The organism is Streptomyces sp. UW30, assembly GCF_008042075.1.
Classification (GTDB): Bacteria; Actinomycetota; Actinomycetes; order Streptomycetales; family Streptomycetaceae; genus Streptomyces.
This window is the reverse complement of the sequence record NZ_RDBN01000005.1, coordinates 926,234-942,358: the sequence shown is the minus strand read 5'-3', so window position 1 is coordinate 942,358 and position 16,125 is coordinate 926,234. Positions and strand designations below refer to the sequence as shown.

At 71.1% G+C, this 16,125-nt stretch carries 11 protein-coding genes; 5 read left to right on the top strand and 6 right to left on the bottom strand.

Going from position 1 to position 16,125, the window contains the following annotated elements; genetic code table 11:
* Window positions 1-87: 87 nt before the first annotated feature.
* The 4 genes from EAO75_RS05955 to EAO75_RS05940 are packed head-to-tail and all read left to right on the top strand — an operon-like array spanning window position 88 to window position 4,999.
* On the top strand, window positions 88-1,581 hold the full coding sequence (locus EAO75_RS05955; RefSeq protein WP_147993916.1) for an ABC transporter substrate-binding protein: 1,494 nt from the start codon (window positions 88-90) through the stop codon (window positions 1,579-1,581).
* The gene (locus EAO75_RS05950; RefSeq protein ID WP_261989156.1) at window positions 1,578-3,326 is read left to right on the top strand and encodes an ABC transporter permease subunit; all 1,749 of its coding nucleotides are present in this window, start codon (window positions 1,578-1,580) and stop codon (window positions 3,324-3,326) included. Before EAO75_RS05955 ends, EAO75_RS05950 begins: the two co-directional genes overlap by 4 nt.
* Window positions 3,316-4,335: an ATP-binding cassette domain-containing protein gene (locus tag EAO75_RS48195; protein ID WP_410092203.1), complete on the top strand. Its 1,020-nt coding sequence runs from the start codon at window positions 3,316-3,318 to the stop codon at window positions 4,333-4,335. The genes EAO75_RS05950 and EAO75_RS48195 overlap by 11 nt, the downstream gene beginning before the upstream one ends.
* Window positions 4,325-4,999 carry a dipeptide/oligopeptide/nickel ABC transporter ATP-binding protein gene (locus tag EAO75_RS05940; RefSeq protein WP_147993915.1) on the top strand — a complete coding sequence of 225 codons (675 nt, stop codon included), beginning with the start codon at window positions 4,325-4,327 and terminating at the stop codon, window positions 4,997-4,999. Before EAO75_RS48195 ends, EAO75_RS05940 begins: the two co-directional genes overlap by 11 nt.
* On the opposite strand, the gene EAO75_RS05935 is transcribed toward EAO75_RS05940, so the two are convergent.
* Window positions 4,986-5,570 carry a TetR/AcrR family transcriptional regulator gene (locus EAO75_RS05935; protein ID WP_147993914.1) on the bottom strand — a complete coding sequence of 195 codons (585 nt, stop codon included), beginning with the start codon at window positions 5,568-5,570 and terminating at the stop codon, window positions 4,986-4,988. The genes EAO75_RS05940 and EAO75_RS05935 overlap by 14 nt on opposite strands.
* Before the next feature lie 83 nt (window positions 5,571-5,653).
* Here EAO75_RS05935 and EAO75_RS05930 point away from each other — a divergent pair, with 83 nt between their 5' ends.
* Window positions 5,654-7,189, top strand: coding sequence for an MFS transporter (locus EAO75_RS05930; RefSeq protein WP_147993913.1), 1,536 nt, complete (start codon window positions 5,654-5,656; stop codon window positions 7,187-7,189).
* A 64-nt stretch (window positions 7,190-7,253) separates the two neighbouring features.
* Here EAO75_RS05930 and serA read toward each other — a convergent pair whose 3' ends face one another.
* From serA to EAO75_RS05905, 5 genes are all read right to left on the bottom strand, one after another.
* Window positions 7,254-8,843, bottom strand: a complete 1,590-nt coding sequence (gene serA, locus EAO75_RS05925; RefSeq protein WP_147993912.1) for a phosphoglycerate dehydrogenase — start codon at window positions 8,841-8,843, stop codon at window positions 7,254-7,256.
* A 231-nt stretch (window positions 8,844-9,074) separates the two neighbouring features.
* Window positions 9,075-10,073 (bottom strand): ketol-acid reductoisomerase, encoded by a 999-nt coding sequence (ilvC, locus tag EAO75_RS05920; protein ID WP_147993911.1) that lies wholly within the window; start codon window positions 10,071-10,073, stop codon window positions 9,075-9,077.
* A gap of 118 nt (window positions 10,074-10,191) precedes the next feature.
* Window positions 10,192-10,719, bottom strand: a complete 528-nt coding sequence (gene ilvN / locus EAO75_RS05915; protein ID WP_147993910.1) for an acetolactate synthase small subunit — start codon at window positions 10,717-10,719, stop codon at window positions 10,192-10,194.
* A 22-nt stretch (window positions 10,720-10,741) separates the two neighbouring features.
* Window positions 10,742-12,598: an acetolactate synthase large subunit gene (locus EAO75_RS05910; protein ID WP_147993909.1), complete on the bottom strand. Its 1,857-nt coding sequence runs from the start codon at window positions 12,596-12,598 to the stop codon at window positions 10,742-10,744.
* A 237-nt stretch (window positions 12,599-12,835) separates the two neighbouring features.
* On the bottom strand, window positions 12,836-15,853 hold the full coding sequence (locus tag EAO75_RS05905; protein ID WP_147993908.1) for a putative bifunctional diguanylate cyclase/phosphodiesterase: 3,018 nt from the start codon (window positions 15,851-15,853) through the stop codon (window positions 12,836-12,838).
* Window positions 15,854-16,125 lie beyond the last annotated feature (272 nt).

Sequence of the window (16,125 nt, the reverse complement as noted above, 5' to 3'; positions counted from 1 at the left end):
AAGCCAACCCAGCTATTGGAAATGATTGTCATCATGCTACGGTCACAGCAACCGCTCTCTTGACCGCCCCTTTACCCGGAGGGTCCCGTGCGCCTGCCCGCGAACCGCCTGCTCCCCGTCACCGCCCTCACGGCGGCCTCCGCGCTGCTCACCGGCTGCTTCGCCGGTGCGCAGTCCACGGACGCGGGGGCCGACGGCCGGCGCGTCCGCGTAGCGATGCTGCAGCCCCCGCGCTCCGGGCTGTCCCCGCTCTCCGACGACGCCTTCAAGCTGTCCCGCTGGTCGACCGCCGAGACCCTGGTGAAGCTCGACGAGGCGGGCGACGCTCAGCCCGCACTCGCCGCCAAGTGGCAGCAGTCCGGCCGCACTTGGACCTTCGAGATACGCGACGGCGTGACCTTCCACGACGGAACGAAGCTGGACGCCAAGGCCGTCGCACTCTCCCTCACCAAGGCGGCCACCGCCTCCCCCAAGCCCCGCATCCTCGACGGCGTCGAGCTGACCGTGAAGGCCGAGGACGCCGGCACCGTCACCGTCACGACCGCCGTCGCGGACCCCCTGGTCCCGCAGCGCCTCAGCTCCCCGCAGCTGTCGGTCCTGGCGGCGAAGGCGTACCGCGGGAAGGCGGTGAACCCCGTCGGCACCGGCACCGGCCCCTTCGAGCTCACGAAGGTGAACGGCACCACCTCCGCCACTCTCGACCGCTACGACGCCTACTGGGGCGGCAAGGCCAAGGCCCCCGGAATCGACGTGACGTTCGTCCCCGACGGCACCGCCCGCGCGGCGGCGCTCCGCAGCGGCGAGGCCGACATCGTAGAGGCGATCCCGGTGTCGCAGGCCGCGGTGCTCGACCAGGACCTGATCACCGAGGTCCCGATGCCGCGCACCAACACGCTGTACCTGAACACCGGGAAGGGCGCCTTCAGGAACGGCGCGCTGCGAGCGGCGGCCCGCGCGGCGATCGACGCCAAGGCGCTGGTGAAGGGCGTGTACGAGGGTCGTGCCGATGTCGCCGAGGGCCTGCTGGGGCCCGCGCTGCCCTGGGCCGCCGAAGTTCGGTCGCCCGTCCGGCACACCAAGGCCGGGAAACCGAACGGCGAGGCGATCACCATCGGGACGTACACCGACCGGGCCGAGATGCCCGAGGTCGCCGCCACGTTGCAACAGCAGCTCCAGAAGGCCGGATTCAGGGTGAAGCTGGACGTCCGCGAGTACACCAACATCGAGGCCGACGCCCTCGCGGGCAGGTTCGACGCGTTCGTCCTCTCCCGCGCCACGGTCCTCGACTCCGGTGACCCGGCCGCCTATCTGTACAGCGACTTCGCCTCCGACGGCACCTTCAACCTGTCGCAGCTCACCGACAGGAGCGTGGACGCGGCCCTGAGGAAGGCCTCCGACACCAAGGTCGGCGACGCCCGCCGCGCAGCGATCATCGCGGCCGAGGCCGCCGTGCTCGCGACGGACGCGGCCGTCCCGATGCTCCACGAGCGGGTGATCCAGGGCGACGCGGCCGGTGTCGTGGACGCCGCCCACGACCCGCGCGAGCGTGAGCTCGTCACGGTGGACACGCACGTCAAGTGAGCTTCAAGGCAAGCAAGTTGATCAGCCCGGCCGCACTGACCCGCCTCGTATGCCTCGTCGCCGTCCTGGCCGCCGTCGGTCTGCTCCCCTGGCTCTCGCACCGGGACCCGGCACTCACCGTGCTGCGCGCCCGGTCGGCCGAGCGCGAGGCGACCGAGGAGGCCCTGGCCGCGATCCGCGCGGACCTCGGCCTGGACGCCGGTCCCCTTTCTCTGCTGGGGAATTGGGCCTCCGGCCTCCTGCACGGCGACTTCGGCACCTCCTGGGTGTCCGGGACCGACGTGCTGCCGTCCGTCGTCACCGGCGTCCAGGTGTCGCTGGGCCTGATGGGCGCGGCACTCGGCGTCGCGGTCGCGCTGGCCGCCGCGCTCGTGGCGCCGGTGCTGGTGCGCGGACGCGCCTCGGCCGGTTCCTTCGCCGCCATGCTCGCCGCCGTACCCGAGTTCCTGCTGGCCACGGTGGCGCTGCTGGTGTGCGGGGTGTGGCTGGGGTGGCTGCCGACGTCCGGCTGGGCGGGCCCCGAGTATCTGGTGCTGCCCGCGCTCGCCCTAGGCGTCCCGGCGGGCGGGCTGCTCGGCCGGCTGGTCGCGGACGCGCTGCCCGCCGTCCTCGACGAGCGGTGGGTGGAGCTGTGGCGGGGTGCGGGAGTGGGCCGTGCGACGATCTCGGCGGCCGCCCTCAAGCGCGTACTGCCGCCGCTGGTACCGCAGTTCGGGATGGTCGCCGTCGGTCTGACCGGCGGCGCGGTCGCGGTGGAGACGGTCTTCGCGGTGCCCGGCATCGGCCGCACCGCGCTCGGCGCGGCCAAGTCGCAGGACCTGCCGCTGCTCCAGGGCTCGGTGCTGGCCCTGCTGCTGCTCGGCCTGGCCGCGGGCGCAACGGCGGTGGGCGTACGGCGCCGGCTGCTCGGCCCCGCCCTGCGCGACGCGGGGCTGACGCTGCCCCCGGCCCGCCCGGTCCGCGCCCACCCGGCGCTCCCGCTGACGCTCGCCGCCGTCCTGCTGCTCACCGTCGGCTCGGGCCTGCTGCGCGACCCGTACACGGTGAACACGGCCGCCCGCCTGGCCGCCCCTTCCTCGGCGCACCCGCTCGGCACGGACGCCCTCGGCCGCGACGTGCTGGCCCGGCTCGGCCACGGCGCCGCCTCGACGGTCGGCACGGCCGCCGCGATCTGTGCGCTGAGCCTGCTGCTCGCGCTCGCGCTGGGCTTCCTGCCCGGCGTCGCGGCGGGCGCGGCGGACATCGCCAACGCCCTGCCCCCGGTGATCGTCGGCATCCTGGTCGCCGCGGCCACCGGCCCCGGCACCGCGGGCGCGGCCCTCGCCGTGGCGCTGATCTCCTGGCCGGCACTGTCGGCACACGCGGCGGCGCTCGTGCAGGAGGTGCGGGCATCGGCGTTCCTCACCGCCCAACGGGCCATGGGCGCGACCCCGTTCTGGATCCTCACCCGGCACGTCCTGCCGTCCGTCGCCGCCCCGGTCGCCCGCCACGCCCTGCTGCGCCTGCCCGGCATCGCCCTGGCCCTGGCCTCCCTCGGCTTCCTGGGCCTGGGCGCCCAGCCGCCGGCGCCCGAATGGGGCCTGCTGCTCGACGAGTCCCGCGCCTATGTCGAACGCGCCCCCTGGGCGGCCCTCGCCCCGGCCGCGGCGCTGGCCCTGCTGGCGGGCCTGGCGGTGTCGGGGGCGGCGGCCGTGCGGGGCCGGGGAGCACGGACCGTACGGAAGGAGCCCTCCGTTGCCGACTGACGCACTGCTGTCGGTGCGCGACCTGCGCATCGCCTTCGACGGCGTCGAGGCCGTACGCGGCCTGTCCTTCGACGTCCGCCCACGCGAAGTCCTGGCGATCGTCGGCGAGTCGGGCGCGGGCAAGTCCCTCACCGCCCGGGCGCTGCTGGGCATGCTGCCCAAGGGCGCGACGACGAGCGGAACGATCCGGCCGGACCTCACGGCGCACCGCGGCCGCCGTATCTCCCTCGTCCCGCAGGACGCCCTGTCCGCCCTCTCCCCCGTGCACCCGGTGGGCGACCAACTCGCCGCCGCCGTACGGTCGGTGGCCCGCGTCTCCCGCAAGGAGGCCCGCGCCCGGGCGGTCGCCGCGCTGGACCGGGTGGGCATCCCGGACGCCGGACGCAAGGCGCGGGCGTATCCGCACGAGTACTCCGGCGGCATGCGGCAGCGCGCCGTGATCGCCATGGCGACGGTCAACGAGCCCGAGATCGTCGTCGCCGACGAGCCGACGACCGCGCTGGACGAGGAGCACCGCGACCAGGTGCTGCGAGTGCTGGCCGAGCAGCGGGAGGCGGTCGGCGCCGCGCTCGTGCTCGTCACCCATGACATGGACGTCGTACGGGAGCACGCCGACCGCCTCCCGCTGCTCGGCCAGCACTCGCAGCACCTGGTCGCGGTGCTCCTCGTCCAGCGCGGTCGTCGGCTCGTCGGCGACGACGATCTCGGGCTCGTTGACCGTCGCCATGGCGATCACGGCGCGCTGCCGCATGCCGCCGGGGGCGCTGCGTGCGGACCCGCGCACCGCCCGCCTGCCCATCGTCCTGCTCACCGCCCGCGCCGGGCGCGCTCCCGCCGGGCTGCGCCTTCGCCCCGCGCTGCCCGCTCGCCGTGGACGCCTGCCGTACGGCGGACCCGGCACCGCAGCAAGTGGAGAACCGGCTGGTGGCCTGCCACCGCTGGACTGAAGTCCCGTATCCCGCAACGGAGTTGTTCCAGGAGAAGGAGCAGCAGTCCGCATGAGCACTGACGCCCTGCTCGACGTCCGCGACCTCGTGGTCCGCTACGGCGACGCCACCGCCGTGGACCACGTCTCCTTCACCCTGGACGCCGGCGAGACCCTCGCCCTGAACGGCCCCTCCGGTTGCGGCAAGTCCTCCACGGGCCTGGCGGTCCTGCAGCTGCGCCGCCCGGACTCCGGTGAAGTGCGCTTCGAGGGCCGGGAGTTGACGTCCCTCTCCGAACGCGAGCTGCGCCCGATCCGCCCGCGCATGCAGCCCGTCTTCCAGGATCCGTACGGCTCGCTCAGCCCCCGCCACCGCATCCGCGACGCGGTGGCGGAACCCCTGCGGATCCAGGGCCGTAGGCCCACTCCCGACCAGGTGGCCGAACTGCTCGACCGGGTCGGCCTGGACCCGTCGTACGGCGACCGTCGCCCGCACGAGCTCTCCGGCGGCCAGTGCCAACGGGTCGGAATCGCCCGCGCGTTGGCGTCGCAGCCGCGTCTGCTGGTCCTCGACGAACCGGTCTCGTCCCTCGACCCCTCGGTCCGGGCCGGCGTGCTGAACCTGCTCGCCGACCTCCAGGACGACCTCGGCCTCGGCTACCTGTTCATCTGCCACGACCGGGCCGTCGTACGGCACTTCGCGGACCGGGCGATCGAGATGCGCGAGGGACGCGTCATTTCCTCGTGACCGCCTCGAACACCTGGCGCAGCCCCGCGGTGAGCTGGTCCGCGCCGGGCGCGGTCTTCGGGTCGAAGGTCCACTGCGCGATGAGGCCCGTCATCAGGGTCACGTAGAACATGCCGAGCGTGTCCACGGCCTCCTCCGGGACGTCCTCCTCCCGTCCGCCCATGAGCAGCGGAATCAGCCCGCGCCCGGCCTCCCGCTGAGCGGCCGCCAGATGGTCGCGGAGCTCGGGCAGCCGGTCGCCCATGACGACGATCTCCATGCTGAGCCGCCACATCGAACCTGGCTCGCGCATGGTGCCGATGATGTTCGACCACACCTGCTCGAACCTCTCGAACGAGCCCGGCTCGGCGGTGATCCCGGCGCTCTCGTCGCCGTCGAAGGCATCGCTCATCCCCTCGACCAGAGATACGTACGCCTGCGCCAGCAGCGCGTCCTTGGAGCCGTAGTGGTAGCCGATCGAGGCCAGGTTGGTCCCCGACTCCTTGACGATGTCCCGCGCCGTCGTGCGCGCGAAGCCCTTGTCGAGCAGGCAGCGCTTGGCGCCCTCCAGCAGATCCTCACGGTGTCCCATGCGACCACCCTACCGCCGGTCCATACAAGCGTCCTATACAAACGTTCTAGACAAGCGTTTAAGACGCGCGTACATTCACCGTCATGACAACGAACCCGAGCACCACCACCGCGCCGCCCGCCCGGGCCGGCCGCCGCGAATGGACCGCCCTGGGCGTGCTGATGCTGCCGCTGCTGCTGGTCTCGATGGACGTCTCGGTCCTCTACTTCGCGATCCCGGCGATCAGCGCGGACCTGGAGCCGACCGGCACCCAGCAGCTGTGGATCTTCGACATCTACGCCTTCGTCCTGGCGGGCCTGCTGATGACGATGGGCTCGCTCGGCGACCGCATCGGCCACCGCCGGCTCCTGCTGATCGGCGCCGCCGCCTTCGGCGCCGCCTCACTGACGGCGGCGTACGCGAACAGCGCCGAGATGCTGATCGCGGCCCGCGCGGTCCTCGGCATCGGCGGCGCGACCCTGATGCCGTCGACGATGGCCATGCTCCGCACGATGTTCACCGACCCCGGCCAGCGCGCGAAGGCGATCGGCGTGTGGTCCGGCGTGATGACCGGCGGGATCGCGCTGGGCTCGGTGATGAGCGGCGTGCTGGTCGAGCACTTCTGGTGGGGCTCGGTCTTCCTGATCAACCTGCCCGCCATGGCGCTGCTGCTGATCCTCGGCCCGCTCCTGCTCCCCGAGTCGAAGAACCCGGCCCCCGGCCGATTCGACCTGCTGAGCGTCCCCCTGTCGATGGCGGCCGTGCTCCCCGTGGTCTACGGCCTGAAGGAGATTCCCTCCGAGGGCTGGAACGTCCGCTACGTCGTCTCGATCACCGTCGGCCTGCTGTTCGCGGCGCTGTTCGTGCACCGCCAGCGCACCGGCACCTCACCGATGATCTCCCCGGCCCTGTTCCGGGGGCGCGGCTTCGCGCCGTCGGTCGCCCTGAACCTCGTCTGCATGTTCGCGGTGATGGGCTCGTCGTACTTCACCACGCAGTACCTGCAGTCGGTGCTCGGCATGGGCGCGCTGGAGGCGGCCCTGTGGGCGCTGCTGCCGTCGGTGCCGATCGGGGCGGCGGGTCCGATCGCGACCCAGTTGGTGCAGAAGGGCGTCGATCGGGCCTACGTCGTCACGGCGGGCTTCGCGATCGCCGCGGCCGGCTTCGCACTGCTGGCCCTCGCCGGAACCGACTCGATGTGGCTGGTGCTGACCTCGTGCGCGGTCCTGGCCGTCGGAGGCGTCACGGTGATGTCCCAGATCATGGACCTCGCGATGGGCACCGCCCCGGTGGAGCGGGCCGGCGCCGCGTCCTCCCTGATGGAGACCGGCGGAGAGTTCGGCGGCGCGCTGGGCATGGCGGTGCTCGGCTCGATCGGTACGGCGATCTACCGTCACGACATCCCGGACTCGGCCCCGGACGCGGCCCGCGAGACGCTGGGCGGAGCACTGGCGGTCGCCGATCAGGTGCCGGGTCTTGCCACGGTCGCGCGCGAGGCGTTCACCAGCGGGATGCAGGGCGCGGCGATCGCGGGGGCGGCCCTGTTGGTGGGAGCGGCGGTGCTGGCGGCGGTGAGCCTGCCGCGACGGGCACGGCAAAACGCCGGACAGGCTGACCAACTCAGCCCGTCCGGCGTTTGAGAACGAGGCCCCTCAAGGGCCGAAGCCGGTGTCCGGGGGCCGCAGGCCCTCGGACACCCGCGTCTCAGACGAGGTTCACGGAACGCGCCGACGTGGCGCCGATCTCCTCGGCCACCTCCGTCAGCACCGCCTGCGTCACCGTGTCGTCGACGGTGAGGACGGCCAGCGCCTCGCCACCGGCGACCGCACGCGACACCTGCATACCGGCGATGTTGATCCCGGCCTCGCCGAGGATCCGGCCGACGGTGCCGACGACACCCGGACGGTCCTCGTACCGCAGCACGGCCATGTGGTCGGCCAGCGCGAGGTCCACGTCGTACTCGCCGACCGCGACGATCTTCTGAAGGTGCTTGGGACCGGCCAGCGTGCCGGACACCGACACCTCCTCGCCGTTCGACAGCGTGCCGCGCACGGTGACGACGTTGCGGTGGTCGGTCGCCTCCGAGCTGGTCGTCAGCCGCACCTCGACGCCACGCTCCTGGGCGAACAGCGGGGCGTTGACGTACGACACGGTCTCGTCGACCACGTCCTCGAAGACACCCTTGAGGGCGGACAGCTCCAGCACCTTCACATCGTGCTGCGTGATCTCGCCGTACACCTCGACGTCGAGGCGGACCGCGACCTCACCGGCGAGCGCCGTGAAGATCCGGCCGAGGCGCTCGGCGAGCGGCAGACCCGGCTTGACGTCCTCGGCGATGACACCGCCCTGGACGTTCACCGCGTCCGGGACCAGCTCACCGGCGAGCGCGAGGCGCACCGACTTGGCGACGGCGATACCGGCCTTCTCCTGCGCCTCGTCGGTGGAGGCACCGAGGTGCGGGGTGGCGACGACCTGGTCGAACTCGAAGAGCGGGGAGTCCGTGCAGGGCTCCTTCGCGTACACGTCCAGACCGGCACCGGCGACCCGGCCCTCCTTGAGGGCGGAGTACAGCGCCTCCTCGTCGACGATCCCGCCGCGCGCGGCGTTGACGATGCGCACGCTCGGCTTGACCTTGCGCAGCGCCTCGTCGCCGATGAGGCCGACGGTCTCGGGGGTCTTGGGCAGGTGGACGGTGATGAAGTCGGAGACCTCGAGCAGCTCGTCCAGCGACAGCACCTTGACGCCCATCTGCGCGGCGCGCGCGGGCTGGATGTAGGGGTCGTAGGCGACGACCTTCATGCCGAAGCCGGACATACGCTGGGCGACCAGCGCACCGATCCGCCCCAGACCCACGACACCCAGGGTCTTCTCGGCCAGCTCCACACCCGTGTACTTGCTGCGCTTCCACTCGCCGTTCTTCAGCGCGGCGTTGGCCTGCGGAATGTGGCGGGCGGTGGCGACGAGCAGACCGCAGGCCAGCTCGGCGGCGGTCACGATGTTCGAGGTGGGGGCGTTGACGACCATGACGCCGGCCTTGGTGGCGGCGGAGACGTCGACGTTGTCCAGGCCGACGCCGGCTCGTGCGACGACCTTGAGCTTCTTCGCGGCGGCGACCGCCTCGGCGTCCACCTTGGTGGCGGAGCGGATCAGGATCGCGTCGACCTCGGCGATGGCCGGGAGCAGCTCGGCTCGGTCCGCTCCGTTGCAGTGCCGGATCTCGAAGTCGGGGCCAAGCGCGTCGACAGTGGCAGGCGACAGCTCTTCAGCGATGAGTACGACGGGTTTCGAGCTCACGTGAGTCCTCACAAGTCCAATGCGGACGGCCGTCCCGACGGCCGCAGGCGGTGGAGGGTTGCTAGCCGCGTGGAAGACGCACGACGCTGTGGGCCTGACGCGTATGTAGTAAGGCAGTGTAGTGGCGCGGTGAGAGGCGTCTTGCGCCTCCGCGGAAGGATCACCCGTCCGTGATGCGACGGGTTGGACAACAGGGCCGGAGCAGCACGCTCCGGCCCCGTCGAATGAGGCTTACGCCTCCTCGTTCACCCAGCTCATGAGCTTGCGCAGCTCCTTGCCGGTGGTCTCCAGCAGGTGCTCGGAGTCCTGCTTCTTGTACTCGTTGTACTTCTTCAGACCGCCGTGGTACTCGTCCATCCAGGCCTGGGCGAAGGTGCCGTCCTGGATCTCGGCGAGGACCTGCTTCATCTCGGCCTTGGTGGCGTCGGTGATGATCCGCGGGCCGGTGACGTAGTCGCCCCACTCGGCGGTCTCGGAGATCGACCAGCGCATCTTCTCCAGGCCGCCCTCGTACATGAGGTCCACGATCAGCTTCAGCTCGTGCAGGCACTCGAAGTACGCGATCTCCGGCTGGTAGCCGGCCTCGGTCAGCGTCTCGAAACCGGCCTTGACCAGGGCGGCCGTACCACCACAGAGGACGGCCTGCTCACCGAACAGGTCGGTCTCGGTCTCCTCGGTGAAGGTCGTCTTGATGACGCCGGCGCGAGTGCCGCCGATGCCCTTGGCGTACGACAGCGCGAGCGCGAAGGCGCCTCCGGAGGCGTCCTGCTCGACGGCCGCGATGCAGGGAACGCCGCGGCCCTCCTCGTACTGGCGGCGGACCAGGTGGCCAGGGCCCTTCGGGGCGACCATGCAGACGTCGACGCCGGCCGGGGGCTTGATGAAGCCGAAGCGGATGTTGAAGCCGTGACCGAAGAACAGGGCGTCGCCGTCGTTCAGGTTCGGGGCGATGTGCTCCTCGTAGACCTGGCCCTGGATCGGGTCCGGCACCAGGATCATGATGACGTCGGCCTCGGCGGCGGCCTCCGACGGCGTCACCACGCGCAGGCCCTGCTCCTCGGCCTTCGCCTTGGACTTGGAGCCCTCGTGCAGACCGACACGCACGTCGACACCCGAGTCACGGAGCGACAGCGCGTGGGCGTGGCCCTGGCTGCCGTAACCGATGACCGCGACCTTGCGGCCCTGGATGATGGACAGGTCGGCGTCGGCGTCGTAGAACAGCTCGGCCACTTTGGGTTCTCTCCTTGTGTGCAGATGTTGCGTCCCACCGTATGACGGTGGCGGTGGGGGAAGTCGCAGGGTCTCGGAATACGGGCGGCCGGTTTCCCCCGGCCGCCCGAAAGCGTGGCTACGCCGACCGGTCGAGCGCGCGCAGCGACCGGTCCGTGATCGAACGCGCGCCGCGTCCGATCGCGATCGTGCCGGACTGGACGAGCTCCTTGATGCCGAACGGCTCCAGCATCTTCAGCATGGCCTCCAGCTTGTCGCTGGAGCCGGTGGCCTCGATGGTGACGGCCTCCGGGGAGACGTCGACGGTCTTGGCGCGGAACAGCTGGACGATCTCGACGATCTGGGAGCGGGTCTCGTTGTCGGCCCGCACCTTCACCAGAACGAGTTCGCGCTGAACGGCCGAACCCGCCTCCAGCTCAACGATCTTGAGCACGTTGACGAGCTTGTTGAGCTGCTTGGTCACCTGCTCCAGCGGCAGGTCCTCGATCACGTTCACCACAATGGTGATACGGGAGATCTCCGGGTGCTCGGTGACGCCGACCGCGAGCGAGTCGATGTTGAAGCCGCGGCGGGAGAACAGGGCGGCGATCCGGGCGAGGATGCCCGGCGTGTTCTCCACCAGGACGGAGAGCGTGTGCTTGGACATGGTCTTTTTACGTCTCTCTCGCTCAGTCGTCTTCGTTGTCGCCGAAGTCGGGGCGGACGTCCCGGGCGGCCATGATCTCGTCGTTGGAGGTGCCTGCGGCGACCATCGGCCACACCATCGCGTCCTCGTGGACGATGAAGTCGACGACGACCGGACGGTCGTTGATGGAGTTCGCCTCTTCGATGACCTTGTCGAGGTCGGCCGGGTTCTCGCAGCGGATCGCGTAGCAGCCCATGGCCTCCGACAGCTTCACGAAGTCGGGGACGCGGGTGCCGGCGCTCGGCTGCTTGCCGTCGGCCTCGGGGCCGGAGTGCAGCACGGTGTTGGAGTAGCGCTGGTTGTAGAAGAGGGTCTGCCACTGGCGGACCATCCCGAGGGCGCCGTTGTTGATGATGGCGACCTTGATCGGGATGTTGTTCAGGGCGCAGGTGGTGAGTTCCTGATTGGTCATCTGGAAGCAGCCGTCGCCGTCGATCGCCCAGACCGTCTTCTCCGGCACGCCGGCCTTGGCGCCCATCGCGGCCGGGACCGCGTAGCCCATCGTCCCGGCGCCGCCGGAGTTCAGCCAGGTCGCGGGCTTCTCGTACTGGACGAAGTGCGCGGCCCACATCTGGTGCTGGCCGACGCCGGCCGCGAAGACCGTGCCCTCGGGGGCGAGTTGGCCGATGCGCTCGATCACCTGCTGCGGGGACAGCGAGCCGTCCTCGGGCTGGTCGTAGCCGAGCGGGTAGGTGTCCCGCCAGCGGCTCAGGTCCTTCCACCAGGCGGTGTAGTCGCCCTTGTGGCCCTCGGCGTGCTCCTTCTGGACGGCCTGGACCAGGTCGGCGATGACCTCGCGGGCGTCACCGACGATCGGCACGTCGGCGGCGCGGTTCTTGCCGATCTCCGCGGGGTCGATGTCGGCGTGGACGATCTTGGCGTGCGGGGCGAAGCTGTCCAGCTTGCCGGTGACGCGGTCGTCGAAGCGGGCTCCGAGGGCGACGATCAGGTCGGCCTTCTGCAGCGCGGTGACGGCGGTGACCGCACCGTGCATGCCCGGCATTCCCACGTGCAGCGGGTGGCTGTCGGGGAATGCGCCGAGCGCCATCAGGGTGGTGGTGACGGGCGCTCCGGTGAGTTCGGCGAGGACCTTCAGCTCGGTGGTGGCACCGGCCTTGATGACGCCGCCGCCGACGTAGAGGACGGGCCGCTTGGCGGCGGTGATCAGCTTGGCGGCCTCGCGGATCTGCTTGGCGTGCGGCTTGGTGACGGGCCGGTAGCCGGGCAGGTCCATGACGGGCGGCCAGGAGAACGTGGTCTTCGCCTGCAGGGCGTCCTTGGCGATGTCGACCAGGACCGGGCCGGGGCGGCCGGTGGAGGCGATGTGGAACGCCTGCGCGATCACCCGGGGGATGTCCTCGGCCTTGGTGACCAGGAAGTTGTGCTTGGTGATCGGCATGGTGATGCCGACGATGTCCGCCTCCTGGAAGGCGTCCGTGCCGATCGCCTTGGAAGCGACCTGGCCGGTGATCGCGACCATCGGCACGGAGTCCATGTGCGCGTCGGCGATCGGCGTGACCAGGTTGGTGGCGCCCGGCCCCGAGGTCGCCATGCAGACGCCGACCCTGCCGGTGGCCTGCGCATAGCCGGTGGCGGCGTGACCGGCGCCCTGCTCGTGCCGGACCAGGACGTGGCGCACTCGGGTGGAGTCCATCAGCGGGTCGTACGCCGGAAGGATCGCACCACCGGGAATGCCGAATACCGTGTCGGCGCCGACCTCCTCGAGCGAACGGATCAGGGACTGCGCCCCCGTGACGTGCTCGGGGGCGGACTGCTGTCCTCCGGATCGGGGCCGCGGCTGCGGATTATGGGCCCCGGTGGCCTGCTCGGTCATCGGCATTCTCTTCTCGATGCTGAGGGTTTTTGCGAAGTTTGAGCGGAGTTTCGATGCTGCACGACTGGTGCCTGTGCAACAAAAAACCCCTCGTGCCGTAAGGCAAGCGAGGGGAGCGCGCCGGTGGTGGTCGCTGGGAGTTCCGGGTCTGTCCGGACGTCACCAGCTTCAGCCGACGCGCTTTCCAAGTACGAGAATTCGGGTGCGCATGGCACTGACCCTCCCCCCGGCGCACACCCACTGTCAAGTAGGTGGGACGGGAGTCTCATTATGTGAGCGAAGGGCACTGCCGCCTCCGAGAACAGCGGGGACACCACTGGTGTACACCCCCGCGCCCCCACCGGCGAACGCGGGCTCGGCCGGCCCGTGCGGTACCGGATAGTGGCCGGAACTGAGCGCCCGGCGCAGCCGGTACTCGTCCAGTGGCCCGGAGAACGCCATGCCCTGCCCGTGCGTGCACCCCATCGCCCGCAGTGCGACGACCTGCTCCGGCAGGTCCACGCCGTCGGCCACGGACTGCAGCCCGAGGTCGGCGGAGATCCGCAGCAGCCCACTGGTGATCTTGTGCAGCCGCGCGGACTCGACGACGCCCTCGACCAGACCGCGGTCGAGCCTGAGGACGTCGACGGGGAGCCTGCGCAGTGCGGTGATCGCCGCGTACCCGCTGCCGAAGCCGTCCAGGGCGACCCGGACACCGAGTCTGCGCAGGCCGCTCAGGCGGCGCTCCAGATCGTCCAGCGAGATCCGTGGGTCGAGGTCGGACACCTCGATGACCAGCGACCCGGACGGCAGCCCGTGCCGGGTCAGCAGCGCCTCGATCGACCCGAGCGGCATCGAACGGTCCAGCAGCCGGCGCGCGCCCATCCGTACCGCGATGGGTACGGCGAGCCCGGTCGCGGTGCGCTCGGCGGCCTGCTCGACGGCCTCCTCCAGCATCCAGCGGCCCAGCTCGGCGGTCTTGTCGCTGTCCTCGGCCACCCGCAGGAACTCGGCGGGCGTGAACAGCACCCCTTGCGAGGACCGCCAGCGCGCCTGGGCGGCGACCGATGCGATCCGGCCGTCCGCCAGGCACACCACGGGCTGGTGCAGCAGCGCGAACTCGCCTGCGTGCAGCGCGGCCCGCAGACGCGTGGCCAGCTCGGCCTTGCGGACGACGTCCTGCTGCATCTGCGGCTTGTAGAGCTCGACGCGTCCCTTGCCGCTCGCCTTGGCGCGGTACATGGCCAGGTCGGCGTTGCGCAGCAACTCCCCCGCGCCGAGGCTCGGTTCGGCGAAGGCGACGCCGATGGAGGCGTTGACCCGGACATCGTTGCCGTCGATGAGGTAGGGCTGCGACAGCGTCAGCCTGAGGCGGTCGGCGAGCTCCAGTATGTGGCGTTCACGGGCGGTGCGGTCACGGGTGTTGTCCCCGACGATCAGGGCGGCGAACTCGTCGCCGCCCAGCCGGGAGGCCGTGTCGCCCTGCCGGACCGCCTCCTGGAGTCTGCGGGCGGCCTGGACGAGCAGTTCGTCCCCGGCCTGGTGTCCGATGGTGTCGTTGACGCCCTTGAAGCCGTCGAGGTCGATGAAGAGGACGGCCGTGTTGCGCAGGGCGATGCCCCGGTCGGAGGCCCGGCGGCCGGACAGGGCCTGCTGGACGCGCTGGGTGAACAGCGCGCGGTTGGGCAGGTCGGTGAGCGGGTCGTGCTCGGCGTTGTGCTGGAGCTGCGCCTGGAGGCGCACTCTTTCGGTCACGTCCCGGCTGTTGAAGATGAGGCCGCCGTGGTGCCGGTTGACGGTCGACTCGACGTTGAGCCAGCGGTCCTCGCCGGACCGGAAGCGGCATTCGATGCGCGTAGTGGGTTCCTCGAGTGGGCTGGCGGCGAGGAAGCGGCGCACCTCGTGCACCACGCAGCCCAGGTCCTCCGGGTGGATGAGATTGGCCAGTTCCGTACCCACCAGGTCCTCGGCGGAGCGGCCGTAGACCCCGGCGGCGGCCGGGGAGACGTACCGGAGGATGCCGTTGGGCGCGGCGATCATGATGACGTCGCTGGAGCCCTGCACCAGGGAGCGGAAGTGGTTCTCCTTCTGCGCCAGTTCCTGGGTGAGGGTGATGTTGTCGAGCAGCATGATGCCCTGGCGCACCACGAGCGCCAGCACGACCGTGCCGCCGGTGATGAGCACCACGCGGTCGACGCTGCGGCCGTTGAGGACGTTGTAGAGGATCCCCAGGGTGCAGACGGCGGCTGCGAGGTACGGGGTGAGCGCGGCCAGGGAGCCGGCGATCGGGCGGGTGACCGGATACCGGAGGTGATCACCTCCCTGCGGGGGCGTGTGGTGATGGCTTCCGGAGCGCTGGCCCGGCAGGTGCTCGTGCACCACGCGCGTGTGCCCCGATGTGCCGTGCCGGTCGCAGTCCTCCTGCCCGTTCCGGGGCTGGGCCCACGGGGCGTAGGCCAGGAGCAGCGAGCCGGCGAACCAGCCCGCGTCGAGCAGCTGGCCGGAGCGGTAGTTGTTGTGCAGCAGCGGCGAGGTGAACAGGGCGTCGCACATCACGGTCAGTGCGAGCGCGCCGATCGCGGTGTTGACCGCGGTGCGGTTGGCGGAGGAGCGCCGGAAGTGCAGCGCGAGCACCATGCTGACCAGCGCGATGTCGAGCAGCGGGTAGGCCAGCGAGAGCGCGGTGTGCGCCACGCTCGCCCCTCCACTGGAGTCGATCTTGGCCGCCTGGGCCAGCGCGAGGCTCCACGCCAGCGTCAGGAGCGAGCCGCCGATCAGCCAGGCGTCCAGCCCGAGACAGACCCAGCCGGCCTTGGTCACCGGGCGCTTGGCGAGCACCAGGAGTCCCACGATGGCGGGCGGCGCGAAGCACAGGAAGAACCCGTCGGCGTACGAGGGGCTGGGCACGGGCAGCTCCAGGACGACCTCGTACCACCCCCAGACCAGGTTGCCGAGGGCCGCCATGGCCGAGGAGAGCGCGAACAGCAGCCATGCGGGTCGAAAGCGGATACGGCCCCTGCGGGCGTAGCGGAAGCAGGACACGGCGGCGGCGCCCGCCGCCGCGGCCAGCCCGAAGTCACCCATGACCAGCGCGACTTGGTCCGAACCCCAGCCGACCGCGGAACCGACGGCGTATCCCGCGCACACCAGAGCCAGAGCGAGTTGCGGAAACAGTCCCGAGCCGTTGCCGCTCGACGAGGGACGAGGCAGTGTCACCGCCGACGGGCGCCGGGCGCGCAGCGCTCCGTCGAGCGTCGTCGTGGGGGGCGGTGGCGAGCTCACCGGGCCCTCCCGGTCCGCGCCGCTCGCGGGTCCCGAGGGTCCCGTTGCGCTGGGTGCTCATGCCGCCTGCGGCTGCTGTGCCTGCGCTGGTGATGGTTGTGACGGCAGCCGTGGGTGCCGTGGTGGCCGCGTCTGCGCGCGGCCGTTCGCCAGGGTCGCCGCCGACGGCCCCGTCGCGTCGGATCGCTCGTCCATAGGCCGTGCATCGCCCGTCGCCCCCCTCACAAATCTGAAATGTCCATCCCCGGCGCCGAAAGTACGCGGCGCTGCCC

What these genes read in the sequence shown, in the direction of transcription:
- EAO75_RS05930 (WP_147993913.1), top strand. Translation starts at nt 5,654, where the DNA reads ATGACAACGAACCCGAGCACCACCACCGCGCCGCCCGCCCGGGCCGGC.
- EAO75_RS05940 (WP_147993915.1), top strand. Translation starts at nt 4,325, where the DNA reads ATGAGCACTGACGCCCTGCTCGACGTCCGCGACCTCGTGGTCCGCTAC.
- EAO75_RS05935 (WP_147993914.1), bottom strand. Translation starts at nt 5,570, where the DNA reads ATGGGACACCGTGAGGATCTGCTGGAGGGCGCCAAGCGCTGCCTGCTC.
- EAO75_RS05910 (WP_147993909.1), bottom strand. Translation starts at nt 12,598, where the DNA reads ATGCCGATGACCGAGCAGGCCACCGGGGCCCATAATCCGCAGCCGCGG.
- ilvN (WP_147993910.1), bottom strand. Translation starts at nt 10,719, where the DNA reads ATGTCCAAGCACACGCTCTCCGTCCTGGTGGAGAACACGCCGGGCATC.